Annotated in this window: 21 protein-coding genes and 1 tRNA gene; 14 read left to right on the top strand and 8 right to left on the bottom strand. The window is 49.0% G+C overall.

Going from position 1 to position 23,819, the window contains the following annotated elements; all coding sequences use genetic code 11:
• The first annotated feature begins 76 nt into the window (after nt 1–76).
• The 8 genes from ACTTHR_RS05715 to ACTTHR_RS05680 all read left to right on the top strand — a co-directional run bounded on the left by ACTTHR_RS05715 (nt 77) and on the right by ACTTHR_RS05680 (nt 9,716).
• Nucleotides 77–1,075 (top strand): PhoH family protein, encoded by a 999-nt coding sequence (locus ACTTHR_RS05715; RefSeq protein WP_311552189.1) that lies wholly within the window; start codon nt 77–79, stop codon nt 1,073–1,075.
• Nucleotides 1,072–2,022, top strand: a complete 951-nt coding sequence (locus ACTTHR_RS05710; RefSeq protein ID WP_314813486.1) for a phosphoribosylaminoimidazolesuccinocarboxamide synthase — start codon at nt 1,072–1,074, stop codon at nt 2,020–2,022. The genes ACTTHR_RS05715 and ACTTHR_RS05710 overlap by 4 nt, the downstream gene beginning before the upstream one ends.
• 16 nt (nt 2,023–2,038) lie before the next feature.
• The gene (ubiE, locus tag ACTTHR_RS05705; RefSeq protein ID WP_442605501.1) at nt 2,039–2,758 is read left to right on the top strand and encodes a bifunctional demethylmenaquinone methyltransferase/2-methoxy-6-polyprenyl-1,4-benzoquinol methylase UbiE; all 720 of its coding nucleotides are present in this window, start codon (nt 2,039–2,041) and stop codon (nt 2,756–2,758) included.
• Nucleotides 2,755–3,522: a shikimate dehydrogenase family protein gene (locus tag ACTTHR_RS05700; RefSeq protein WP_304284681.1), complete on the top strand. Its 768-nt coding sequence runs from the start codon at nt 2,755–2,757 to the stop codon at nt 3,520–3,522. Before ubiE ends, ACTTHR_RS05700 begins: the two co-directional genes overlap by 4 nt.
• A 53-nt stretch (nt 3,523–3,575) precedes the next feature.
• Nucleotides 3,576–4,115: a CD225/dispanin family protein gene (locus tag ACTTHR_RS05695; RefSeq protein ID WP_424777559.1), complete on the top strand. Its 540-nt coding sequence runs from the start codon at nt 3,576–3,578 to the stop codon at nt 4,113–4,115.
• A gap of 144 nt (nt 4,116–4,259) precedes the next feature.
• The gene (locus ACTTHR_RS05690; protein ID WP_442605500.1) at nt 4,260–5,579 is read left to right on the top strand and encodes a UDP-N-acetylmuramoyl-tripeptide--D-alanyl-D-alanine ligase; all 1,320 of its coding nucleotides are present in this window, start codon (nt 4,260–4,262) and stop codon (nt 5,577–5,579) included.
• Nucleotides 5,573–7,039, top strand: coding sequence for an RNA polymerase factor sigma-54 (gene rpoN / locus ACTTHR_RS05685; protein ID WP_442605499.1), 1,467 nt, complete (start codon nt 5,573–5,575; stop codon nt 7,037–7,039). The genes ACTTHR_RS05690 and rpoN overlap by 7 nt, the downstream gene beginning before the upstream one ends.
• 49 nt (nt 7,040–7,088) lie before the next feature.
• Nucleotides 7,089–9,716 (top strand): DUF5686 family protein, encoded by a 2,628-nt coding sequence (locus ACTTHR_RS05680; RefSeq protein ID WP_442605498.1) that lies wholly within the window; start codon nt 7,089–7,091, stop codon nt 9,714–9,716.
• A 30-nt stretch (nt 9,717–9,746) separates the two neighbouring features.
• Here the strand turns inward: ACTTHR_RS05680 and ACTTHR_RS05675 are convergent, their stop codons facing one another.
• From ACTTHR_RS05675 to ACTTHR_RS05640, 8 genes are read right to left on the bottom strand one after another with little or no spacing between them, the layout of a single operon-like run.
• On the bottom strand, nt 9,747–11,078 hold the full coding sequence (locus tag ACTTHR_RS05675; RefSeq protein ID WP_442605497.1) for an MATE family efflux transporter: 1,332 nt from the start codon (nt 11,076–11,078) through the stop codon (nt 9,747–9,749).
• A complete protein-coding gene (rfbD, locus tag ACTTHR_RS05670) occupies nt 11,075–12,019 on the bottom strand; it encodes a dTDP-4-dehydrorhamnose reductase (RefSeq protein ID WP_442605496.1) in 945 nt (314 codons plus the stop codon). Before rfbD ends, ACTTHR_RS05675 begins: the two co-directional genes overlap by 4 nt.
• A 1-nt stretch (nt 12,020) precedes the next feature.
• The gene (locus ACTTHR_RS05665) at nt 12,021–12,596 is read right to left on the bottom strand and encodes a DUF4924 family protein (protein WP_442605495.1); all 576 of its coding nucleotides are present in this window, start codon (nt 12,594–12,596) and stop codon (nt 12,021–12,023) included.
• A 25-nt stretch (nt 12,597–12,621) separates the two neighbouring features.
• Nucleotides 12,622–13,848, bottom strand: a complete 1,227-nt coding sequence (locus ACTTHR_RS05660) for an FtsX-like permease family protein (protein ID WP_442605494.1) — start codon at nt 13,846–13,848, stop codon at nt 12,622–12,624.
• Nucleotides 13,849–13,867: 19 nt separating this feature from the next.
• Nucleotides 13,868–14,203, bottom strand: a complete 336-nt coding sequence (locus ACTTHR_RS05655) for a ribosome-binding factor A (RefSeq protein ID WP_276775329.1) — start codon at nt 14,201–14,203, stop codon at nt 13,868–13,870.
• 38 nt (nt 14,204–14,241) lie between these two features.
• The gene (locus ACTTHR_RS05650) at nt 14,242–14,826 is read right to left on the bottom strand and encodes a thymidine kinase (protein ID WP_442605527.1); all 585 of its coding nucleotides are present in this window, start codon (nt 14,824–14,826) and stop codon (nt 14,242–14,244) included.
• A gap of 29 nt (nt 14,827–14,855) precedes the next feature.
• Nucleotides 14,856–15,278, bottom strand: coding sequence for a tRNA (adenosine(37)-N6)-threonylcarbamoyltransferase complex ATPase subunit type 1 TsaE (gene tsaE, locus ACTTHR_RS05645; protein WP_442605493.1), 423 nt, complete (start codon nt 15,276–15,278; stop codon nt 14,856–14,858).
• Nucleotides 15,275–16,828: a PglZ domain-containing protein gene (locus ACTTHR_RS05640; protein ID WP_442605492.1), complete on the bottom strand. Its 1,554-nt coding sequence runs from the start codon at nt 16,826–16,828 to the stop codon at nt 15,275–15,277. Before ACTTHR_RS05640 ends, tsaE begins: the two co-directional genes overlap by 4 nt.
• 241 nt (nt 16,829–17,069) lie before the next feature.
• Between ACTTHR_RS05640 and ACTTHR_RS05635 the strand changes: the two genes are divergently transcribed.
• The 6 genes from ACTTHR_RS05635 to ACTTHR_RS05610 all read left to right on the top strand — a co-directional run bounded on the left by ACTTHR_RS05635 (nt 17,070) and on the right by ACTTHR_RS05610 (nt 23,817).
• Nucleotides 17,070–17,145: transfer RNA gene (locus ACTTHR_RS05635), tRNA-Gly, on the top strand.
• 609 nt (nt 17,146–17,754) lie between these two features.
• Nucleotides 17,755–19,008 carry a nucleotide sugar dehydrogenase gene (locus ACTTHR_RS05630; protein WP_442605526.1) on the top strand — a complete coding sequence of 418 codons (1,254 nt, stop codon included), beginning with the start codon at nt 17,755–17,757 and terminating at the stop codon, nt 19,006–19,008.
• Nucleotides 19,009–19,043: 35 nt separating this feature from the next.
• A complete protein-coding gene (locus ACTTHR_RS05625; RefSeq protein WP_442605491.1) occupies nt 19,044–20,252 on the top strand; it encodes an O-antigen ligase family protein in 1,209 nt (402 codons plus the stop codon).
• Between the two features lie 5 nt (nt 20,253–20,257).
• Entirely contained in the window at nt 20,258–21,529 is a 1,272-nt protein-coding gene (locus ACTTHR_RS05620) for a lipopolysaccharide biosynthesis protein (RefSeq protein ID WP_442605490.1), read from the top strand.
• 7 nt (nt 21,530–21,536) lie between these two features.
• Nucleotides 21,537–22,355 (top strand): hypothetical protein, encoded by an 819-nt coding sequence (locus ACTTHR_RS05615; RefSeq protein WP_442605489.1) that lies wholly within the window; start codon nt 21,537–21,539, stop codon nt 22,353–22,355.
• A gap of 157 nt (nt 22,356–22,512) precedes the next feature.
• The gene (locus ACTTHR_RS05610) at nt 22,513–23,817 is read left to right on the top strand and encodes a UDP-glucose dehydrogenase family protein (protein WP_442605488.1); all 1,305 of its coding nucleotides are present in this window, start codon (nt 22,513–22,515) and stop codon (nt 23,815–23,817) included.
• Nucleotides 23,818–23,819: the final 2 nt, after the last annotated feature.

Genomic DNA, 23,819 nt, shown 5'->3' with positions numbered 1-23,819 from the left:
GCATTAAATCCCCTCTAGGCGAAATTTTGTTGGTATTTTTGCACCTAGAAAAAGATAGGATCCGAGAACAACAATCATGCTGATAACCGAGCGACTCTATGTCCCCGACGATGTAGATGCAGGGGTTTTATTCGGGGTTAATAGGGAAAACCTTATTCTACTCCGCACCCTGTACCCCAAGCTGCGTCTTGTAGCCGGAGACAACGTGCTCAAGATCTTGGGAGAGGCTTCGCAGATAGACGACTTTGTAAAGGTACTCGATCACCTCTCCGCCCACATCCGTCGGTATAACAGCCTCAACGAGGATGCTATCCGCCGCATTGCCCGAGGAGAAGACGCCTCTACCCCCGAACCTGAGTACCACATCGTCTACGGCGCTAGAGGCAAAAGCATTGCCGCACGCGGAGCCAATCAGCAACGGATGCTCCGCACTTTTGAGGAGAAAGACCTGCTCTTTGCCGTGGGGCCGGCCGGTACGGGCAAGACGTTCGTAGCCATTGCTCTAGCCGTCAAAGCCCTCAAAGAGCGCAAGATACGCCGCATCATCCTCTCTCGCCCTGCCGTAGAGGCCGGAGAGAAGTTGGGATTCTTGCCCGGTGAGATGAAAGACAAACTCGACCCCTATCTACAGCCGCTCTACGATGCTCTGGAGGAAATGATACCCCCTCCCCGACTCAAAGAATACATGGAGCAGGGTACGATACAGATTGCTCCCCTTGCCTACATGCGCGGACGCACCCTCAACGATGCGGTCGTTATCCTAGACGAAGCACAGAACACCACCACGCATCAGATGAAGATGTTCCTCACTCGTATGGGGTACTACTCCAAAATGATTGTAACGGGCGACGTAACCCAAATAGACCTCCCGCGGGGCGTAAAGTCCGGACTGAAACATGCCTTGGAGGTGCTCTCGGGCATACCCGCCATCGGACGCATTACCTTCGAAAAGGGGGACATCGTACGGCACCCCCTCGTACAACAAATTGTAGAGGCCTACGATGCCAAAGCTAGAGATGAGCAAGAAGAAGAAAAGAAAGAACCCTTAATCAACAGAGATACAGATAGCTTATGAAGATCGAAACCCTCCTCCGTACCGACTACAACTTGCCGGGTCAGCAGAGCGTTTACCATGGTAAAGTTCGCGACGTTTACTTCCTAGAAGGAGACCTCGTGGCAATGATTGCAACCGACCGCATCAGTGCTTTCGACGTAGTACTGCCCGCGGGCATTCCCTACAAAGGGCAGGTGCTCAACCAAATTGCAGCCAAACAACTAGATGCCACGGCCGACATCGTGCCCAATTGGAAGATAGCAACCCCCGACCCCATGGTCACCATCGGGCATAAGTGCGAGCCTTTCAAAGTAGAAATGGTAATCCGCGGCTACATCACAGGTAGCGCATGGCGCGCTTATCAAGAGGGTGCTCGCTCTATCTGCGGCATCCCCCTTGCTGAGGGGCTTCGCGAGAATCAACGCTTCGAGCATCCCATCATTACCCCTACCACCAAGGCGGATGAGGGGCACGACGAAAACATATCTCGTGAGGAGATTATAAGCTCGGGACTTGTAAGCGAAGAGGACTACACCCTCCTTGAGCAGTACACACAAGATCTCTTTGCACGCGGCAGCAAGATTGCAGAGGAGATGGGACTCATCCTCGTAGACACCAAGTACGAGTTCGGAAAAAAGGATGGTAAGATCTACCTCATAGACGAGATTCACACCCCCGATAGCTCTCGCTACTTCTATGCCGAAGGCTTCGAAGAACGCTTCGCCAAGGGAGAACCCCAACGTCAGCTCTCCAAAGAATTCGTACGCAAATGGCTCACCGAGCAGGGCTTTATGGGCAAAGAGGGACAGAAGGTACCCGAGATGACCGACGAATACTGCCTAAGTGTGTCCGAGCGATACATTGAGCTCTATGAGCACGTAACGGGTGAGAGGTTCGTACGCGCAGAGCAAGATCACCTCGCGCAACGGATTGAGAAGAACATCACAGACTTCCTAAAAAAGAAGTAAAACTCCCATCTCCGGTATGGATCAAGCTACCCCAACGACAGGTAAAACAGAACGCGTCCGTCGGATGTTCGATGGCATTGCCGATCGCTACGACATTGCCAACAAACTGATGACTCTAGGCATTGATCGCCTATGGCGTAGGCGCACCGCTCGTTGGGTAGCAAGCCATTCCCCCCACAAGATCCTCGACGTGGCCGTGGGCACAGCAGACCTAAGCATGGAGCTTACAAGGCAATGCCCCGCACTAGAGCAGATCACAGGCGTAGACATCTCCGAGGGGATGCTCCAAAAAGGGAGAGAGAAAATCGCTCAAAAAGCCCCCCAAGCAAACATCCAATTAGAGCAAGCCAACTGCGAAGCTCTCCCCTACGAAGAGGGCACGTTTGATGCCGTGGTAAGCAGCTTCGGGGTACGCAACTTTGAGCACCTCGCTCAGGGGCTAGAGGAGATGTGCCGAGTAACGCGCCCGGGTGGTGTCATTGCCATTCTAGAGCTTAGCGTGCCCCGTAATCCCATCTTGCGTTGCGGATACACCCTTTGGACGCACACTTTTATCCCCCTTGTGGGCAGCCTTTTCGCCCACAACCGTGGAGCCTACGATTACCTTCCCAAGTCTGTCCGCCAAGTGCCCCAATACGAAGCATTTACCAAGATGCTCCTAGAGGCGGGTTATGGCAAGGCAGAGTACAAAGCTTTCTCGGGTGGGATTGCCACCCTATATTACGCTATAAAATGAGAGAATACGCGCTGATTGGTCACCCCGTAGAGCACTCCAAATCTCAAGAGTTCTTCAATGAAAAATTCCTCGCCGAGGGGATTGATGCTCACTATATCACGGCAGATCTCGCAAGCATCAAAGAGCTAAAGGCCTTCCTTTCGGCACACCCCAATCTACATGGCTTCAACGTAACAAGCCCCTACAAACAAGCCATACTTCCCTATTTGGATGAGGTGGAAAGCGAGGCGTCACTGCTCGGGGCTGTCAATACCGTAGTAGTGCAAAACTCACGGTGGGGCAAGCGTAAGCTCATCGGATACAACACCGATCTAGAGGGTTTTAGACAATCCATAGCCCCCGTACTTGAGGGGCGACGTCGTGCGCTCATCCTAGGCTCCGGAGGGGCCTCATGTGCTGTACAACGCGCCTTTAAGAAGCTGGGGGTAGCAACTCTTGTCGTAAGCCGTGCGCCCCAATCTCCCTATGCCATCTCCTATTCCGACATCACTCCGGAGGTTATTCGAGAGCACAAGATCATTGTGAATTGCACCCCCGTAGGCATGACTCCTAACGTACAAGAGGCTCCCCCCATCCCCTACCAGGAGATTACGCCCGAACATCTTTGCTACGATCTTATCTACTCTCCCGATCGAACCCGCTTCCTACAACTTGCCCAAGCGCAGGGAGCCTCGATCAAAAACGGGATTGATATGCTCTTCTTGCAAGCGCACGAAAATTGGAAGATTTGGCAGGCGGCACACCTCGAAAAAGGCTCTATGTGATAGAAAATCACTACTTTCGCAACTGAAAATTAGCAATCTAGAGAGATCTCTATATGACTACTGAAAAATTTTATTTCATCCGTAACGGACAACAAATCGGCCCCATTGAGGCAGAACAACTCGCCCGCGAAAACATCACCCCTCAGACTATGGTCTGGAGGCAAGGAATGGAAGATTGGAAAGAGGCTCGCCTCCTTCCGGAGCTTGATTTCCTCTGGCAGAATAATGCAAACAACGGGGCAAGTGGAGTTCCTCCCTTTCAAGCGCCACCTAGTCAGCAGTCATTCGCCTCTCAAAATAACACTCCCTATAACATTTACGCTAACGGAGGCATTCCCCCCAAGTGCCCTCCTACCTATTTGGCTTTTGCTATCATTGTCACGATTTTCTGCGCGTGGCCTTTGGGTATCCCCGCCATTATAAATGCAACTCGCGTGGAGAAAGCCTACAATCAGGGAGACTTCACCGGAGCTGAACGATTTAGCAAAGCCGCTCGTTCGTGGTCTATTGCTAGTATGGCAGTAGCAGCAGCACTTGTCCTCTTATGGGGTGTTATAGTGTTCTTTTCTGCCGTATTAGACTCAGCCTACTAATTAGGGGATAGTTCTCCTCTCCGCGAATAAGTTTAATCGCAATAGAAGAGCACAAACTTCGTCCCGAGAGGGATAGAGCATGTGCTCTTCCTTACCTCTAGACACCTAGCCCCCAAACAAGACTCTTCCCTACTCCCCAATAGGATGGATATTCTTGAGCTTTATACGTACTTCAAACGCTGTAGTGGAGTAACTACAGATAGCCGCGCCCCCAAGAGAGACTCGCTATTTATAGCCCTCAAAGGAGAGCGGTTTGATGGTAACGACTTTGCCCTTGATGCCCTTGCAAAAGGGTGTGCCTACGCTGTTGTAGATCGAGCAGAATTGGCACAAAAAGAGGCTCGTTGTCTTTACGTGGAGGATAGTTTTGTTGCGCTCACGGAGCTAGCTCGCATGCATCGCCGCCGGCTCGGCTTGCCCATCATTGGCATCACGGGGACCAATGGCAAGACGACCACCAAAGAACTCATCTCGGCGGTACTGAGGAGTACCTATACCATTGGAGCTACAGTGGGTAACCTAAATAACCAAATAGGAGTACCCCTTACCCTGCTCTCTTTCACACCGGAGATGCAATACGGCGTTGTGGAGATGGGAGCCTCTCATATAGGAGACATTGCGGAGCTAACTGCCATTGCGGAGCCGGACTTTGGGCTTATTACTAACATAGGTAGAGCGCATCTAGAGGGATTCGGATCCTTCGAAGGGGTGACAAAAGCCAAGTGTGAGCTCTACGATTGGCTAGGGCAACATAATGGGGAGGCCTGGGTCAATGCCGATGATCCCCTACTGATGCAGCATTCCGCCCATCTTGTACGAACGACCTACGGCACAGGGCAACAAGCCTTTTTCCGTGCCTCACTACTCGATCATCCCTTGGGCTATTTCCTCGCCTTTGCTTTCTACTGGCAGGGAGAGACCTACCGAGTACATACACAACTCGTAGGTAAATACAATCTCCCCAATGCCCTCGCCGCCGTAGCTGTTGGGCTTAGGTTGGGAGTTGCCCCTCCCGATATCGTAATAGCATTGGAGCACTACACTCCATCAAATAGTCGCTCGCAATATATTGCCAATACTCCCCATCACAATAATCTCGTAGTGGATGCCTACAATGCCAATCCCTCGAGTATGCATACCGCGATAGAAAACTTTCTCTCCACCTCCGGCACACGAGCCAAATACCTCATACTAGGGGATATGTTTGAGCTCGGTAGTGCCTCTCGAGAAGAGCATCTAGCCCTCGTACAACGCTTAGCCCGAGAGACTACGGGCATTACCTGCTACCTCGTAGGAAAAGAGTTCGCCGCTCTCGAGAGCGAAGCTAAAGCCCCCCACCTCCACTACTTCCCCTCTACAGAGATTTTGGCAGAGCAACTCCGTCTTGCTCCCATCGAGCACGCCTTCATTCTCGTGAAGGCCTCCCGTGGTATGCACTTTGAGTCCCTAGTAGAACTATGCTAAAACAACAGCAAGAGCAGCGGCAAAAGCTAGCGATTGATGTACAGCAGATACAGCAAATCAAGCTCCTAGAGGTTTCCGGAGAAGAGCTTGCAGATCGCATTCGTGAGGAGCTTGCCACCAACCCCGCCCTAGAAGTGGTAGAGGAGAGTGAGGAGACAACTCCCGAAGACAACTTCCTAGACGAAGAGCCACTAAGCACCCCCGAAAACGAGCAAGAGGAGATACAAGACGATTTCTCCCCGGAGGATTACACGGCAGACGATGAACGCGAAGATGCTCTGCGCGAGCTCCCTCGCCCCTCCGCCGGTGACGATGATGGCCCTTCTTATGTGCAACCCAACGAAGCGCCCTCTCTTTCGGACGAGCTCCACGAGCAATTAATCTCACTTACGCTCTCCGATCGGGAGAGGATGATTGCCGAGTACATCATTGGCAACCTGAGTGACGATGGCTATCTCTCAGCCTCTCTTCACGAGATCAGCGATGCTCTCCTGTTTAACGAAAATCTCGATGCTTCTGATGCTGAAATAGAGCAAATGATCCATAGGATACAGCAGCTCGACCCTCCCGGCATTGCGGCACGTGATTTGCGCGAATCCTTGCTATTGCAACTCCGGCGGCTCTCGAAAGACGAAATTCACAGCCTAGCTCTCTCTATCATAGAGGGCTATTTCGAAGATCTTGCTGCCCACCGATACGACCGAATTATACGTGTTCTCTCCATATCTCCTACCCAGTTTTCCGAGGCTCAACGTATCATCCGACAACTCAACCCTCGCCCCGCAAGTGGATATGGCTCAAACCTAGAGGCAGCCGTGGCTCGCATTGTTCCCGACTTTACGGTACACCTCCATAATGGAGAGCTACAACTATGGATCAACGATGCTCCCAACCTCCCTCAACTAGGCATATCACCGGCATATCTTGCCATTACAAAGGCTCCGATTAGGAGCGAAGCCGAGAAAACCTCTCGTGCCTTTGCCTCCTCACGCATTGCAGAAGCCCGGCAGTTTATCGACGCTCTAAAGCGTAGACGCAAGACCCTCCTACACGTTGTAGGTGCCATCGTACAAGCCCAAGAGGATTTCTTCCGCACAGGGGATATACAGCAACTTCGCCCCCTCGTTCTAAGGCAAATTGCGGAGACTGTAGCCCTCGACATCAGCTCGATCAGCCGCATCACCCAACGCAAATACATACAAAGCGACTACGGCATTTACCCTCTCAAATTCTTCTTCAGCGAAGGTACAACGGGCAGCGGTGGAGAAGCCGTTTCGTCCCGAAGTACCAAGGATCTCCTGCGGCAATTGATCGAAAAAGAGGACAAACGAACCCCTCTCTCCGACACGGAATTGGGAGCTCTTCTAAGCCAAGAGGGAATACCCATAGCACGCAGAACAGTAGCAAAGTATCGCGAACAATTGGGCATCCCCATAGCGCGCCTCCGCCGCGAGTTGTAACACTCCCCTTCCCCATTCATCACACACACACCAACAATATACACTTACAATGAAACCGATCCACTCTCGAAAAAGCGCAAGACTCCTAGGCTGTATTGCACTGCTATTCTTACTTATTATCTCCTTCATTCCCCTCACGGCTCAAATTACCCTTAAGGGGGTAGTGACAGACTCCATTACCGGCGAGCCCCTCGTTGGTGCCGCGATTTACGTTACCAAGCATCGCTCTATAGGCACCCGTGCAGACCTCGATGGCAAGTTCACCCTCACCCTCCCGCGAGATATTGCCTCTCGTCGCAACCTTATGTTATCGGCAAGTATGGTGGGGTACAATACCCAGAATACAACCATTGCCAAGACCCATGTAGAGACCGGTTACTACTGGCACGCTACACTCAATAGCCAAGAACTTGCCACCGTGGTAGTAACGCCCAAGAAGAAGTACACCAAAAAAGGAAATCCGGCCGTCGCAATTATAGACAAAGCCATCGCTAACAAAGAAAAGAATCGTATCTCACGGTACTCGGACTTCAGCTATCGGCTCTACCGCCGCCAGATGATGGGCTTGGCAACTCCTGCCGATAGTGCCGGAGGCTGGTACTTTGGCATTCCCGAGAAGAAGTGGCGTATGTGGAGTGATAGCTCCGCCCTAGAGGGCATGATGGTACGCCCATTCTCCCTCCGAGAGCGCGAATCGGTACGCTCGTCTCTGGGGGGAAAGGAACGAGAAGAACTGATCATCGGACGACGCTTCTCCGGTATGGAAGAGGCTCTCGAATCCTCCGGAACGGCTACAAACTTGGAAGAGCTTTTCCCCGAAATCGACCTCTATGCCAATGATTTGGAGATCCTGCGCAATCAGTTCCCGGGGCCGATGAGCAAGCTCTTCTCCACCTCTTTCTATAAATACTATCTACTCGATACGGTAGCCGTAGAGGGGCGCCCCGCCTACGAAATCGGGCTTGTCCCCTTCTCCAAATACAGCATCGGGCTATCGGGTACAGTCTGGATAGATACGGTCTCCTACTCTCTTGCCAAGGCCCATCTCAAAGTACCTAAGCAAGCCAATTTGGACTGGGTGCCCCATTGGTCTGCCGACTTTCACTATGCGCCAACTCTGCTCGATGGAGATACCGTTTGGCTCCCTCGTAAACAAGAGATACATACCTTTCTCACGCCTACCGAGTTAATTCCCTATAGCTGTGAAGTGGATCTCGCCTACATTTACAAGCAATACCGAGTAGGAGAAGAAGCGAAAGACTCTCTAGCTCTAGACCCTCGGCTTGCCTTGAGTGCCCCCATGCGTAGCCAGATAGACAAGCCAACTCTTAGCAACTTTGGTATTGTAGAACGCCCCGAACCTCTACCCAAATTGGGTGAAGGCACTATTGCCATCCTCGACTATCTGCACCGGCGTCCATCCTATATCTTCCTAGCCAAAGCAGCGCAAGTAGTGGGACGAGGATTCGTTGGACTACCACTAAGCAAGCTCAAGCGAGAGGAATATCTAGCCGAAGTAGGGCCCGTCGAGACTCTTTTTGCTTGGAACGTTGTAGAGGGAGCGCGATTCCGCCTCGGGGGAGTAACCAATGCCAAACTAAGTCAGCACCTCTTTGGTCAGGGCTATGTGGCATACGGATTGGGCGATAAGCGTTGGAAATACTATGGCAAGATTACCTATTCGCCTATTGCCAAAGAGGGACACGAAGAGGAATACCCCCAGCGTAATTTTTACCTCTCGGCTCATCACGATCTCTTTGTCCCCGGTTACACAGAAGATGCCATGTACAAAGATGGATTAAGTACCCTCGTCGGCACGATGAAACTGCGCAATCGCTTCTATGGTACCAACCTTAGTGCCGGATTCAAAGCAGACTGGAGCCAAGCTCTCCACACCGACTTCTCCGTCAGCTACAACCACAAAACCCCTGCAGGCGACCTACGTTACTATCGCGTTGCAGAGGATGGTTCTCTCATCGCTGCCCCCTCTTTCTCCACAACGAGCCTCTATGCCGGTCTTACATTCGTCCCGGGGAGAATGCCTCGCAATGGGCGTCGCCCCGTAAGTATGGAGAAAGAGAGTCGTCGCTACCCTGTACTCAACTTTGGGCTATCGCTCCAACCCAAGGGACTCCCCGGCAACGAACACACGAGTGCTCAGCTCACAGCCGGAGTTAGCGCTCGCCTCTACCTATCCCTATTCGGCTTTATCGATTCCTATATACAGGGGGGGCTTGCTCTTGGTAAGCTAGACGAAGTGAACTTCTTCACTCCCTCCATCAACAATAGTTTTGTGGCAAGACAGACTACTTTTGAGCTGATGCGACCTCTCGAATACGTCTCCGACAAGTACCTCCACTTCGCCCTCAACTACCACATGAAAGGGCTAATCTTCAATCGTCTTCCCCTGCTTAGACTCACGGGCTGGCGTGAGGTATTCTCCATTCGAGGCTATTGGGGCGATGTTTCTCACAGCCGTAAAGACCGACGCGTAGGGGAGTTAGTCTATCCCGAGATAGTCTCTCCTATGAACAATCACCTCTATCTTGAGGGAAGTGCAGGGATCGAAAACATTCTCAATATCTTCTCCTTACAATACTTCCGCCGCTTTACAAAAAGCAGCATCCCCGGGGCTCCTGACTGGACAGTCAAGTTCGGAATGTTCGTTTCTTTCTAAGGAAAGGGACGAGACCTCACCTCCGGAGCGTTAGCGGCTTGCGAGTTTAGGAGAATACCTCCGCCACAACCGCCATTGAACCAATCCGCGAGCGGCCAAATAGAGGTCGAAGGAAATCCACAAAGCGGCAACGCCCCAAGAGGCTCGCATGAGGTAGTAAAACCCAAAGAAAAGAGCGGAAGCCACCAGCATACTGGTACGCAACCCTCGTGCATAGGTAGCTCCTACAAATACGCCGTCCCACAAAAAGGCAGCAAACCCCAGTAGGGGAACAAAAGCGATGTAGGGCACCCAATGCAATGCAACGGCTACCACCTCGGGGCTATCACTAAGGAGATGTAGGAGAGGAGAGGGCACCAAAAGGTAGAGAAGACTGGTCAGAAGAGCCAACGGCCACCCGAAGAAAAAGAGCTGCCGCACAAGCATTTGCACCAAATCGCTCCGCTGCATACCCACATAACGCCCTGTAAGCGCCTCGCCGGCATAGGCAAATCCATCCATGAAATAGGAGAAAAGATGGAAAAATTGCAGCAAAAGGGTATTAGCCGCTACCGCCTCTTCTCCATAACTCGTAGAGGCGTAGGTAAAGAAAAGGGTTACAGCACTAAGGAGTGCCGAGCGTATAAAGAGATCGCGCTGTGTGGAGAAATAACCTTTTCTTCTCCTTAGGCGGAATAAGTCGCGCCAGCAGAAATGCCGCAGCACTCGACCATAACGCCACACCGCCAAGAGACCTAAGAGTAGCACGCCTACATACTGTGCGATAATGGTACCCAACGCCAGCCCCTCAACGCCCCAGCCCGGGATCTGTACAAAAAGAGCACTGAGGACGATATTTATCAGGTTAATAGAGATCGCTCCAATCATGGGGATACGGGTATTTTGCATCCCAATAAACCAGCCGTTAAGCACATAGAGCAGCATGGCGGCAGGTGCTCCGCAGAGCGCGATTGAGACATATAGCCGAGCCGATGCCGCAATGGCAAGTTGATCTTGAGCCATCAAGCGAACAAAAAGAGAGACCAAGGGCGTTGCCAAGAAGAGCAAAAACCCCGAGAGGAGGGCGAGCGAAAGCCCCTGCGCTAGGTGCTGATTGATTTGCTTTAGATCCCTAGCTCCAAAACATTGAGCCACAAAACCGGTGGTTCCCATCCTCAAAAAGCCGAACAACCAGTACAACGTGCTCACCACGCCGGATGCCACCGCCACCGCCCCGATGGCTGTTTTTCCCTCCGGAGTATGCCCTGCCAACCCCACATCCACCAGCGACAAGAGGGGCACTGTGATATTGGAAAGGATATTGGGGAGGGCGAGAAGTACGATACGTCGCCGCATGGTACGAGCTAGAGAGAGCGCCTTCACTTCTTTTCTTTAAGACTAGGGATAGAGGGGGAATCTGAGGGCGGAGGACAAAGACGGAGAGCCTCTTGCCAACTACAAAGAGGAGTATTCGGGTCGAGACAACTCACCTCAAGACGCGAATTGCGAGGGCGATGGGCTGCCGTTGGATACTCCTCTGTCGTAATGGGGACAACCTTACAAAAGTGGGAGCGACCCGCTTTTTCCACAATCGCTTGGGCAAAGCCATACCAAGAGGTCTCACCTCTATTGACAAAGTGCAAGACGGGAGGCAATGCCTCTCTACGTGAGCAAAGAAGAAACAATTGCTCTGCCACAGACTCCGTACTACTCGGAGTCCCTATCTGATCGGCTACAACCCGCAATTCGCTCCGCTCATGCGCTAGGCGCCACATGGTGCGATAGAAATTCTGACGGTAGGGACTATAGAGCCACGAAGTACGCACGATAGCATATTCGCCCAAGGGCAAAGCTCGAGCGACAGCCTCCTCGGCGTGCCATTTGGTAGTCCCGTAAACCGAGATGGGATGAGGAGGATAGTCCACGGGATAGGGCAGATCGTACGCCCCATCGAATACGTAATCGGTACTAATCTGGATAAAACGGATCTGTAATCGAGCGCAAGTACGCGCCATGGTATCCACGGCGATGGTATTGATCACCTCAGCTTCTTTGGGGTGTGTTTCTGCCAAATCGACCTGTGTGTACGCCGCGGCATTGAGAAGAATAATCTCCCTGTAATGCTCAAAGCGGAGCGCCAAACGCTCCAATACAGGGGGGAGTGTCTCGGGGTGTGCGAGGTCGAATTGCTCTCGCGAGAGAGGGTATATATCGTGCGAGATTTCGGTCTGTAGACTTCTCAAAAGAAGGGTCAAACCAAGCTGCCCCTGCGCTCCGGTTAGGAGTATGATCCCTTTCTCTAGTTTGGGTTCTGCCTCTCGCATTTCAAGATTGAGGTGCTACGTCCCCATCGAGAGGGGCTTTTTCGGACTTCTGTAAGGTGTATTTTTCTCCCAACACTTTGAGCCAAACGGAGATACGCATCATGATCTCCCGAGTAGCCTTTGTGGTCTCTTGGTGGGTTTGCTTGAGGAAAGTGTATCCATACAAAGCCACAATAGCGGCCTCCACTTCCCCTAGGGCAACGCCGCCACTACGCCTGCGGATTTCCACAACAGCGGTCAATACCGCTGTGTATAGCTCTTCGTAAATCTCCTCTCCTGCATCAGCTAGCAACTGCTTATGTAGCTGCTCCAACTCCTGAAGTAGGGCGGTAAGCGTAGCCGTGTGCCTATTGGGTTGCTCCATAATATCCTCCACGAGCATCTCTTTGCGCAGAGGAGGTAAAACTTCTCGGAGGGAGCCAATTACGGGCAACTGCTCCGGCGACCTCAAGAGAAAGCTATCAAAATCTTCTTGCCGAGGCATAGCCCGCACCAAAGACTCCAAATACCACATATAAATGAGGTACTCAGCGGGATTCTGCTCACGCATTTGCGACAAAGAAATTGTTTTGGACATAGAGGTAAAGAGATACGAGAATGAATCAATGAGGCTGAGGGCTACGCAACAGACGGCGCACGGGATAGAAAGCCGAAAGGTATCCCACCAAAGTAATAGTCGCGGCAAGAGCCAACAGGTCAAGCCACCGAACAGCCACGGGATAGGGCTGGCGATACACCCCCTCGCCAAAGGTAAGCCAACCAAATTGCGCCTGCAACCACACAAGCAGCATCCCTAGCAAAAATCCGCCCAAAGCCCCTACCAGGGTAACCAATAGGCCCTGCCAAAGGAAAATGGAGCGTATCAACTGAGGGCGAGCTCCCAAGGCGGCATAAATCTCCACATCGTGACGCTTCTCGATAATCAGCATCGAAGAGGAGCAAATCACATTGAAGGCGGCAAGAAGAAGGACGAAAAAGAGGATGAAGAAAGTCATCCACTTCTCTATGGCAACGAGCTTCAAAAGATGGGGTTGTTGGTCTCGCCTATCTAGAACGCGCCACTCAGCCCCCAACTCTTTTTGCAGGGATTCTTTGAGGGTTTTAGGAGAAACTCCCTCCGCAGGGAAGAGGGCGAGAGCATGTACATAGCCCTTGGGGAGATCGAGCAGAGAGGCTAGCTCTTCTACGGATAAGAAGAGCGTACGATCGTATTTCTCCTCCTTGGCAGAAAGCACAGAGGGGGCTTTGCCCTGCGTCGTGCGGAAAGCCGTCTGGGGGAGTAAGGGATTGATATAGCCTCTACGCTTGGGTACGTATAGAGAAACTGTGCGCATAAAGCCAGAGGTCTGCCCAAAAGAGAAAAGGGTTTGGTAGAGATCGCCTCCGAGCGTGTACTCACAGGGGAGAGCAGATAGGCTCCCCTCCAGCATCAGACTATCCAATGCCAATGAGCGCGAATAGGCAGGCTCCAGCCCCAAGAGGTGCGCCGCAGCATAAACAGAAGAGCTACGAACGATACCTTCTCCCTCAATAAGGAGCGAAGAAGCAGCTATCTCCGGCAGATTCCTGAGCCTGGCAATTCTACTTTCTTGGGCATCAAAGGGAGATTTATCAGCCCGCTCTACCTTGAGGGGGGCATCGAGATGACTTACCGACGTAAGCAGCACCTCTTCGTATCCGTTGTAAATCGAGAGGATAGCCACCACCGCCATTACAACGACTCCCACCGCTACCGAACTAATAGCGGAGACTACCTGCACGGCATGAAACCGCTTCCGTTGTGCAAAGTAACGCCTGGCAATAGAGAAAGCAAGCGACCTGGGAGACATGCTAGAGAGGGGGACGAGGCTACTTCGCCAAAAGGCGATCTATATTATCTAAGTAGTCGAGCGTATCGTCTACGATAAAGACAAGTTCGGGTATTACACGAAGCTGTGACTTGAGCTCAACACCCAGCGCATAACGCACTTGCGCCGCATTGCGTTGGGTTGCTGTGATGATCTCCTCCGCACGCTCCGAGGGGAATATACTCAGGTAAACCTTGCAAAAAGAGAGATCGGGGCTAGGGGCTACGCGTGTCACACTAACTATCACCCCGGGCATTGTCTGTGTCTGTCTCTGGAAAATCTCGCCGAGAGCCTTCTGCACAAGGCGAGCTATTTTACTGATTCTTCTATCGTTCATTGTATCTATATTGCTCTATCAATTGAGAAAAAGGAGTGCTATCTCTTGTGATGCCTCCGGTGATAGCACTCACGGCATAGGGGGCGGTACTCGTCCAACTCACCCAAGAGCACGGTTCTATCGTCGCTAGACAAGCGGTAGGAATAATTGGCAGGCAGACCGCAATCCATGCAGACGGCATGTACTTTGGTCACCGAGTCGGCAAGAGCCATTAGCTGCGGCATGGGGCCAAACGGATTGCGACGGAAGTCCATATCCAGCCCTGCAATAATCACACGTTTGCCGCTATCGGCAAGTTCACTCACCACATATACCAATGCTTCGTCGAAAAACTGAGCTTCGTCTATGCCCACCACATCAGCATCCGAGGCGTAGAGAAGGATCATTTGTGCATTCTCCAGCGGGGTAGACTCCACCGCATTGGCATCATGAGACACCACCTTCTCTTGGTCGTAACGTACATCAGTAGCAGGTTTGTAGACCTCTACTTTCATCTTAGCAATAGCCGCACGACGCAAACGACGCATCAGCTCCTCCGTTTTTCCACTAAACATAGAACCACAAATCACCTCTATGGACCCGTGGCGAAGGTGAGGGGCTGCGTTCAATCGTTCTATATCAATAGCGTCCATGCTATAAGGGGTTTTAGAGATTATAATTCACAAGAGACAACTCGTGCACCATCGGTACGCTCGTACATCTCTAGACGCACGGTATCCTCGGGCAATAGACCTTCTATTATCTCGGGCCACTCTACAAAGCAGTAGGCTCCACTTGTCAGATAGTCCGAGAAGCCCACATTAAGCGCATCTTCGAGGGTCTCCAAGCGGTAACAATCCATATGAAAAGCCACCTCATCTGTAGAAGGGATGGCATATTCGTTGACGATGGCAAACGTAGGGCTATTCATCACATCCTCTACTCCTAGCTCCTCACAAAGAGCAGTGATAAAGGTGGTTTTACCCGTACCCATCGGAGCATAAAACGCAAAAACTCGCCTCCCCTCGGTAAGATCAAGCAGAGTACGAGCCGTGGAACGCAAGTCCTCTAGTGACGATATTGTAAGGGTAATCATTTAGGCTGTAGAGAGATAAAAGGGATAAGCATTTCTTCCATCGAGATCCCCCCGTGCTGGAAGGTATCGCGATAGTAATTCACGTAGTAATTGTAGTTATTGGGGTAGGCGAAGAACTTATCTTCGTAGCAAAAAATAAAGTTGTCGGTAATCGACCCCTCGGGCAGACCGTAGTCTCGGGGGCGAGTCATGGCAAAAACCTCCTTGGGATTGTAGGTGAGATGCCGCCCCAACTTGTAGCGGAGATTGGTACTCGTATTGCGGTCTCCTACTACCTTTACAGGGTTCTGCACGCGTATGGTACCATGGTCGGTCGTAAGCAAAACCTTGTACCCCATCTCTTTCATCTTTTGGAAAAGTCGATAGGTAGTAGAGTGACGGAACCAACTACGCGTCAGGGAGCGATAGGCGGCTTCGTTGCCTGCTAGCTCTCGGATCATCTTGCTCTCGGTACGAGCATGGGAGAGCATGTCTACAAAGTTTAGCACCACGACGTTTAGGGGGTGGCGTGTGAGATTATCCATCGAAGAAAGCAGTTTCTCTCCATACTTGGTCTCATGTACCTTATTATATGAGAAGGTATAGGGCTTACGATAACGCTCAATCAGACTTCTAATCAGGGGAGCTTCATTTACGTTTTTCCCCTCTTCACTCTCTTCATCCACCCACAAATCGGGGAAAAGGCGGGCGATATCAGCCGGCATCAAGCCCGAGAAGATGGCATTGCGAGCGTATTGCGTGGCGGTGGGGAGGATAGAAACGTAGAGATCTTCTTCGAAATAGAAAAGATCGCTCAGCAGATCTTTCACTGCCAACCACTGGTCGTAACGGAAGTTATCGATGAGTACAAAAAAGAGCTTTTCTCCGGCATCAAGAAGGGGGAAGACGCGCTTAGAAAAGAGATTATAACTCATCAGAGGAGAGCCAGCAGAGGGCGTTATCCACCCCTTATAGTGGTCGCGTACGAAGCGACCGAACTGGAGCTGGGCCTCACGGCACTGCAAAGCGTGCATCTCGGCAAGCTCGGGGTGCTCCTCCACAAGCAGACTGCGCTCGGCAAGCTGGCGATAGAGCGTCTTCCAATCCTCAAGCTCCATACGCTGCATGAGCTGCATAGAGGTTTCGCGGAACGCCCTTTGATAGTCAGCCACCGTAGCCTCTCCTATGATATCATTGCGCTGAAGCGTTTTTTTGAGCGTAAGTAGAAGCTGATTCGGATTCACCGGTTTAATCAAAAAGTCGACCGTATTACCGGCAATCGCCTGGTTCATCAGTTGCTCCTCTTCGCTCTTCGTAACCATTACCACAGGAAGCGAAGGATACTGCGAACGCAACGCATCGAGCGTCTCGAGCCCCGAAAGACCCGGCATATTTTCATCTAAGAAAACGAGGTCGTAAGGCTCCTGAGCCAACATCTCTAAGGCATCGCTACCACTGAGCGCGGCCGCTACACTATACCCCTTTTTCTCAAGGAAAAGAATGTGGGGTTTGAGAAGGTCAATCTCATCATCGACCCAAAGGATCCTATATTGTCTTACTGCTGTGGACATACAGCACAAAGGTAGTAAATAGTTTGCGGCTGCAGGGTAATGCATGAGCAATGATTCCCCCACTCTTCGTACAGGAAAAATGCATCCACACTACCCCAAAAGAAAAGGGGAAACGAAGGGGACATTACGACTATAAAGCCTACCTCATTCTGAGAAGAATCTGCTTTTTCATTGAAGTTTTACCCAAGAAGTATTGCACAATAGAAATATTGTATTACCTTTGTAGTCGCTAAAACGATAGGCGGAAATAGCTCAGTTGGTAGAGCATAACCTTGCCAAGGTTAGGGTCGCGAGTTCGAGTCTCGTTTTCCGCTCCAAGGAAGGAGAGTTTCCTTCTCACGGAGAGTCCGTTACTTCATAAAGAAGTGACGGATTTTTTATTTCTTCCGAATCCTGCTGAGGGCTTCCCCTTCGTTTGCGGATTCATTCCGCCGCTGCCTCTCACTTTACCGCCCTCTGTCCATTTCCTTTATCGCCCCTAGTCCATCCTCCTCTCAAGGGCGCTTCGCATGCCATTTGCTCTACTCTAGAAAAAACGCCCCTGAAAACGAGAAAATTATCTGCCCAAGAAAATTCCTGAAACAGGCCTAGAAATAAAAACTTTTAGACTGATTTCAGAGTTGGTTTTTGGCTGAAAAGGGAAACAAAACCAGCCTAGTAAAATCCCCGCCCTCCCCACCAGCTAAAACCCATCGACAAGAACACCCCATCCATTTTGGAGACTCCCCTTTTGACAGAACAACCTTCCCACGAAATCAGAGACACAGAGGGAACTAGCTCCTTTTGCCAAAAAAAAAAGTAACTTTGCAGACGAATAGGATCTAAGAAATTAAAATAGATATTGACACCAATAAGGTAGGACTCTTTCAATTCCTTCGAAGAGGGAAGATTTAGAACCTCGGCTTAAAGATTAACTATCAATGGAGATTAGCGAAGCAAAAATTGCCATTATAGGATTAGGATATGTGGGACTTCCTCTCGCTCGTTTATTTGCCTCAAAATATCCGACGATAGGCTTTGACCGCGATACAGCTCGAGTAGAAGCTCTACAAAAAGGTATTGATATGACAGAGGCTGTTGCAGAGGCACGACCTGCTAAGGATGCCAAGCCTCGGCAACTACAGTATACAGATAAGGTAGAGGATATTAGGGATTGTAACTTCTATATCGTAACAGTTCCTACTCCCGTAGACAAGGATAATCACCCCGATCTCACTCCCCTCATCGAAGCTAGCTCCACCATTGGCAAAGTCATTACTGTTGGAGACGTTGTGGTATACGAGTCCACCGTCTACCCAGGAGCTACCGAAGAAGATTGTATCCCCGTCATTGAGAAGGTATCGGGGTTTCAGTTTAATAAAGATTTCTACGCAGGCTATTCTCCCGAGCGCATCAACCCCGGGGATCGAGAGCATACCGTAGAAAAGATAAAAAAAGTGACCTCCGGTTCCACCCCCGAAATTGCGGAGTATATTGATGCTCTCTATCGTAGTGTGCTAGTAAATGGCACCTATAAAGCACCCAGCATCCGAGTGGCAGAGGCCTCTAAGATTGTGGAGAATGCACAACGGGATGTCAACATAGCCTTCATGAACGAAGTTGCAAAAATGTTCGACACGATGGGCATTGATACCAACCAAGTACTAGAAGCGGCATCTACCAAATGGAACTTTTTGCCCTTTCATCCCGGGCTGGTAGGGGGGCACTGCATTGGGGTAGATAGCTACTACCTCATAGAGAAATCGTTGCGATACGGCTACCAACCCCGCCTCCTGATGGAGGCACGCACCGTAAACAACTCCATGGGCGTGTACTACGCAACAGAGCTAATCCGGCAAATGATCTTAGCAGGACTTCCTGTAAAAGATGCCAAGATTTTGATCTTAGGATTTGCCTTCAAGCCCAATTGTGCAGATATCCGCAATACTAAGGTCGTGGATATATACAACACACTCTCTACCTATACTTCTAATATTTCTATTTATGATCCACATGTAGCCCCCAAAGAAGTCCAACGAGAATATGGAATAAGCATTGATACAAAACTTCCAACAGGAGATTTTAACATTATTATCTTCGCAGTTGCACACCACTCCCTTGCAGAACTTTTCTCTGAATACTCGAAAAAAAAGAACTGTATCATTTTTGACCTTGTAAAATTCAACAAAAAAACAGAATAGCCCCTCCAAAAAAAACTCTAGACAAAACAGGAAGAATGGAAGTATTCAAAAAGCCTATGCAGCACGACATCGAAATGCTAGCTACACAAAAAAGCAATGCATTGATAGTCTTGTTATATATTTTCCAACAAGGGCTGCTTCTTCCTCTCTCTTTCTTTATAAGCTTCGATATTGCGTTGATTGCATGTACAGTACTAATTGCTGGCTACGCTCTTGTATCAATGAGGTTCGCAATTAGCATGAAGACGATCATCCTTTTCCTTGTTCCCCTGACCCTCCTCCTCCTTAAACTCCCCTTTGAAGACATCTCTGATGGGACTAATTTTTCTCTTAGATTTTTAGCCTCTTTTTTAACTATCGGTGTGTCGGGAATTTTGATTGGAACAATACCCTTTTCTAGGAGCGTCTTTTTGAATCTTGGATTAAAAATCTCCTGGATTAACTTTCTCTTAATCTGCTGGATCCCCTTATCTTCGAAGTATGGAGTAGGAGATGGGCAAATAAATTACATGAGATTCGGCTACGCCATATTGCCTTCTATTTTATTTTCCTTTTGGCACATTATCAATGGCAAAAGAAAGAAATTTTCCATACTCCTTTTCTTAGGAACATTAGCAGAATGCTTGATCTTTGGTGCAAGAGGAGCTACTTTAACCGCCGTCTTCTTGATGTTTCTCTACTTCCTATTGCTCTCTAAACAAAAGAATCTCCAAAAAGCACTTATAATCATAGGGATCGGACTAGCGTCTCTCACCCTCAACCAAATAATGCTCTCTCTCCCTGAGACCCTGACTTCTCTAGGTATAAACTCCTATGCGATAAACAAGTATACCTCCTTCGTCGAAAGCGAGTCTCTTGCCGAAACCTCCTCAGGAAGAACAACGATCTACATAACAGCCTGGGAAAGATTCAAGACATCCCCCATTATGGGCTCTCCTCTCGACAGCTGTTTTACAGATACCGAATTTGAGTACTACCACAATATCTTTCTGGATCTTTTGGTAAACTTTGGACTTTTCGTGTTTCTCTTCTTCATCTATTACCTAGTCAATAGGATTCTTTTCGTATGGAAAAAGAAAGACAAAGAACAGTCTTTCATTTTCCTTGTTCTACTCCTACTCCCCTTAGGAAGACTTCTCCTAAGCTCGTCTCTATGGCTTAGACCTGAATTCTGGCTTTTCATGGGCTATAGTGCTAATTTAGGAAGTAAAACAACCTATCTAAAATATCAATCAGGATGCTAAAAAAGATGAGTATCAAATATTCAGATCTCTCCAAAGATCTGATTTGGACATTCTCATCCCAAGTTCTTATCATGCTTATTGTACTATTTGTCAATAAGCTGGTGAGCTCTCATTTAGGAGTGGAGGGATTCGCCCTATACAGTATTGCCAAGAAAAGCAGCACCGTATTAGTCGCTATATTGGCATGGGGAATGACAATAGCCCTCCCGAGATACCTCTCTAGATATAGGGTATCTAACGACAAAAGATACCCTACCCTCTTTCCATCCTCGTTATTGCTTTTCTCGATCTTATCAGCGGGACTATTCCTTATAAGTTTCTTATTTCCTTCCACTATGAGAGAGTGGATATTGGGAGGATTAGGAGATAATTACATCCTAATGATCACACTCTTCTACTCCACAAGCTCTGCACTAAACAACCTTATTGTCGCCTACTTTAGGGGGAAAGGCTTGTACAAAAGATCGAACACGGTGCAGATCTGCACTCAACTCTCTCTCTTCATCGGGGCATTATTCTTTAGAGACATTGCTCCTTTATTCCTCTCTTGGTCTATATTGATTCTACTCAATTGCACACTCTTTTCTGCAAAAGACTTCTGGAAAGATCTTCAAAAAAGCATTGTTTTAAGAGGAGACTCTTCCGTACAAGCCTCTGGTAAACAACTTCTATATTACGGGACCCCAAGGATGCTTTCAGACCTAATATTCCAGCTAACAAGCTTCGTCCCCTTACTTATCGTTCTATCAAAATTTGGGAAGACGGCTACAGGACTATTCTCTACAGCAATCACACTTCAGTTGATGATTACTCCTCTTTTTGCTTTTTCCGGACAAATATTTTTACAACGAGTGAGTGAGATGGCCGAAAAAAAAGAACTAAAAAAAATTCGTCGCCTCATTCGCTGGTCAATGATTGCTTTCCTATCCATAGCTTCGGCCGGATTCTTGATAATAAGCGTTGGTGCAGAGTTTTGGTTGCAAATGCTATTTTCAAAAGACTTCATTCCAGCGAGCTCTCTCACAATAATAGTCTCCCTCTCCCTCATCCCAAGGTCTATTTATCTACTTCTTAGAAACCCTCTGGATGCAATTTCCTCCGTTCCATATAATCTCTTTAGCTTATTGCTATGGTTCGCCTTATATGTATTGCTCCTATCCTTTTCAAATACGATAGAGTCGAGTGCATGGAGCTATACATTGTCATCCCTATCTCTTGCCATTACATCGCTAATCTTTTGGATAAGAGCCTTACACAGATCACAACAGAAAAATTAGATTGCAAATGAATAATAAATTCCGTCTGTATAAACGATGTGCTGAATTTTATGACGATCTCTACTCCGGGGTAAAGCTATCGAAAAAACAACTTAATCAAGTGAGAAAAGGGAAGAAAGCTCTTTTCGTCAAAAATGTCTATAAATTCGATTGCTCTCAACCCACAAACAACTGGTATATCATCAGAGATCGTTACTACGATATTGAAGAGTACTCATCCAAAAGCACACGTAAACAAATCCGAAAATCTCTCTCTGTATATGAATACAAACGCATAGACCAAGAAGAAATGCTATTAAAGGGATATCAAGTATACTTGGATGGAAATGCTAGGTTTAAGAAAAAAGTAAAATCCACATTGACCCATGCCGAGTATGTTGAGTACATAAAAAAATCTGGTGAGGAAGGGCATGATTTTTGGGGAGGATACGATCGGGAATCTGGTGAAATGGCGATGTGGGAAGACATATATATCAAAGGAGATATGGTGGTTATGAGCCGTAAACGCTTAAGTCACAAGTTTACCAAAAGTAATCCCACCTATGGATTCAACCATGAATTTACGCGGTATTACTTGAAAGAAAAAGGATATAAATATATAAATGCAGGATCTCGCTCTTTTGATGGACACTCCAATGTTCAGAACTTCCTCATTGAAAAATTACAATTTCGCAAAGCATATTGTCATGTACAACTTTACTTTCCTCAACCCTTCAGAACTATTATTATTTTGTTGTACCCTCTCATTTGGATTCTCCAATTTATTCCACACCCTCTCGCCGTCTCTCTTTCTAAGATGATATTATCTTCAAAAGTCTTTCTATAATTCTAACGAACATATCTGCGAACTAGATACGAAATCACAGTGCAACTCCCATGACTTTCTGAGAATCCTCAATCCATCTCAATGAGTAGTATGGAGAAATAAAACAGGAAATAGGGGAGGAGTATAGAACACTTGCTCTAAAAAGAATATTTACAATATGAGTATAGCCATTGTAGGAACAGGATATGTGGGCTTGGTTAGTGGAGCCTGCTTTGCAGAGATGGGAATCACCGTCTATTGCGTTGATAAGAATACTCAAAAAATAGAAGCTCTCAAGAGTGGGGTTATCCCCATCTACGAGCCCAATCTAGACCACTTGGTACTCCGCAATATAGAGGGAGGACGCCTCCGCTTCTCTACCGATTTGCGCGAAGTCCTAGAAGAAGTAGACATCATCTTTACCGCCGTTGGTACTCCCCCCGACGAAGATGGGTCTGCAGATCTTAGCTACGTGCTAGAGGTGGCTCGCGCCATCGGGCGCAATATGCAAGGCTACAAACTCATTGTAACAAAGAGTACCGTACCCGTTGGTACAGCGGAGAAGGTACGTGCCACTATTGCCCAAGAGCTAGAGACTAGGGGGGTAAGCATTGACTTCGATGTCGCTTCCAATCCAGAGTTCCTCAAAGAGGGCAATGCGATAGATGACTTTATGAAGCCCGATCGCGTGGTAGTAGGGGTTGACTCCGAGCGAGCCAAAGAGCTAATGACACAGCTCTACAGGCCTATGCTGCTCAATAACTTTCGCGTACTCTTCATGGACATTCCCTCGGCAGAGATGACCAAATACGCTGCTAATGCCATGCTTGCCACGCGTATTAGCTTTATGAATGATATTGCCAATCTCTGCGAAAAAGTAGGAGCGGATGTTTCGATGGTACGCCAAGGGATTGGCTCTGATACGCGAATCGGCAACAAATTTCTCTACCCCGGATGTGGCTATGGGGGCTCCTGCTTCCCCAAGGATGTAAAGGCTCTGATTGCCACAGCACACCAAAATGGATACGACATGCAGGTGTTAGAAGCCGTAGAGCGAGTTAATGAAAAACAGAAAAATATCCTCTTCGAGAAACTCTCTTCCTACTTCCATGGCGAACTAAAGGGGCGAAAAATCGCCCTGTGGGGGCTTGCCTTCAAACCCGGAACAGACGATATGCGCGAAGCTCCTTCCTTGGTGCTCATCGAGTCTCTCCTCGGCGCCGGCTGCGAAGTAGTAGCCTACGACCCTATCGCCATGGATGAAGCACGTAGGCGGCTCGGCAATAAAATTTCGTACGCCCAAGATATATATGAAACCGTAGTTGATGCCGATGCTATCCTACACGTTACGGAGTGGAAAGAATATCGTATGCCCAAATGGGAGGCGATACGAAAGTCCATGCGCACCCCTCTTCTGATTGATGGTCGCAATGTTTTTGAACCATCCGACCTCTCCGGATTCACCTACCTACATATTGGATAATA

The sequence above is a fragment of the Porphyromonas endodontalis genome (assembly GCF_052173515.1).
Taxonomy (GTDB): domain Bacteria; phylum Bacteroidota; class Bacteroidia; order Bacteroidales; family Porphyromonadaceae; genus Porphyromonas; species Porphyromonas endodontalis_A.
The sequence above is the reverse complement of the archived record's forward strand: the minus strand, read 5'-3'. Positions and strand labels throughout refer to the sequence as shown.

Bases quoted from the DNA above. Each gene is read 5' to 3' on its own strand.
- ACTTHR_RS05620 (WP_442605490.1), top strand. From the start codon at position 20,258: ATGAGTATCAAATATTCAGATCTCTCCAAAGATCTGATTTGGACATTC.
- ACTTHR_RS05665 (WP_442605495.1), bottom strand. From the start codon at position 12,596: ATGTCCAAAACAATTTCTTTGTCGCAAATGCGTGAGCAGAATCCCGCT.
- rpoN (WP_442605499.1), top strand. From the start codon at position 5,573: ATGCTAAAACAACAGCAAGAGCAGCGGCAAAAGCTAGCGATTGATGTA.
- ACTTHR_RS05680 (WP_442605498.1), top strand. From the start codon at position 7,089: ATGAAACCGATCCACTCTCGAAAAAGCGCAAGACTCCTAGGCTGTATT.
- ACTTHR_RS05625 (WP_442605491.1), top strand. From the start codon at position 19,044: ATGGAAGTATTCAAAAAGCCTATGCAGCACGACATCGAAATGCTAGCT.
- ACTTHR_RS05715 (WP_311552189.1), top strand. From the start codon at position 77: ATGCTGATAACCGAGCGACTCTATGTCCCCGACGATGTAGATGCAGGG.
- rfbD (WP_442605496.1), bottom strand. From the start codon at position 12,019: ATGCGAGAGGCAGAACCCAAACTAGAGAAAGGGATCATACTCCTAACC.
- ACTTHR_RS05700 (WP_304284681.1), top strand. From the start codon at position 2,755: ATGAGAGAATACGCGCTGATTGGTCACCCCGTAGAGCACTCCAAATCT.
- ACTTHR_RS05695 (WP_424777559.1), top strand. From the start codon at position 3,576: ATGACTACTGAAAAATTTTATTTCATCCGTAACGGACAACAAATCGGC.
- ACTTHR_RS05640 (WP_442605492.1), bottom strand. From the start codon at position 16,828: ATGTCCACAGCAGTAAGACAATATAGGATCCTTTGGGTCGATGATGAG.
- ACTTHR_RS05610 (WP_442605488.1), top strand. From the start codon at position 22,513: ATGAGTATAGCCATTGTAGGAACAGGATATGTGGGCTTGGTTAGTGGA.
- ACTTHR_RS05690 (WP_442605500.1), top strand. From the start codon at position 4,260: ATGGATATTCTTGAGCTTTATACGTACTTCAAACGCTGTAGTGGAGTA.
- ubiE (WP_442605501.1), top strand. From the start codon at position 2,039: ATGGATCAAGCTACCCCAACGACAGGTAAAACAGAACGCGTCCGTCGG.
- ACTTHR_RS05710 (WP_314813486.1), top strand. From the start codon at position 1,072: ATGAAGATCGAAACCCTCCTCCGTACCGACTACAACTTGCCGGGTCAG.
- ACTTHR_RS05655 (WP_276775329.1), bottom strand. From the start codon at position 14,203: ATGAACGATAGAAGAATCAGTAAAATAGCTCGCCTTGTGCAGAAGGCT.
- ACTTHR_RS05660 (WP_442605494.1), bottom strand. From the start codon at position 13,848: ATGTCTCCCAGGTCGCTTGCTTTCTCTATTGCCAGGCGTTACTTTGCA.
- ACTTHR_RS05615 (WP_442605489.1), top strand. From the start codon at position 21,537: ATGAATAATAAATTCCGTCTGTATAAACGATGTGCTGAATTTTATGAC.
- tsaE (WP_442605493.1), bottom strand. From the start codon at position 15,278: ATGATTACCCTTACAATATCGTCACTAGAGGACTTGCGTTCCACGGCT.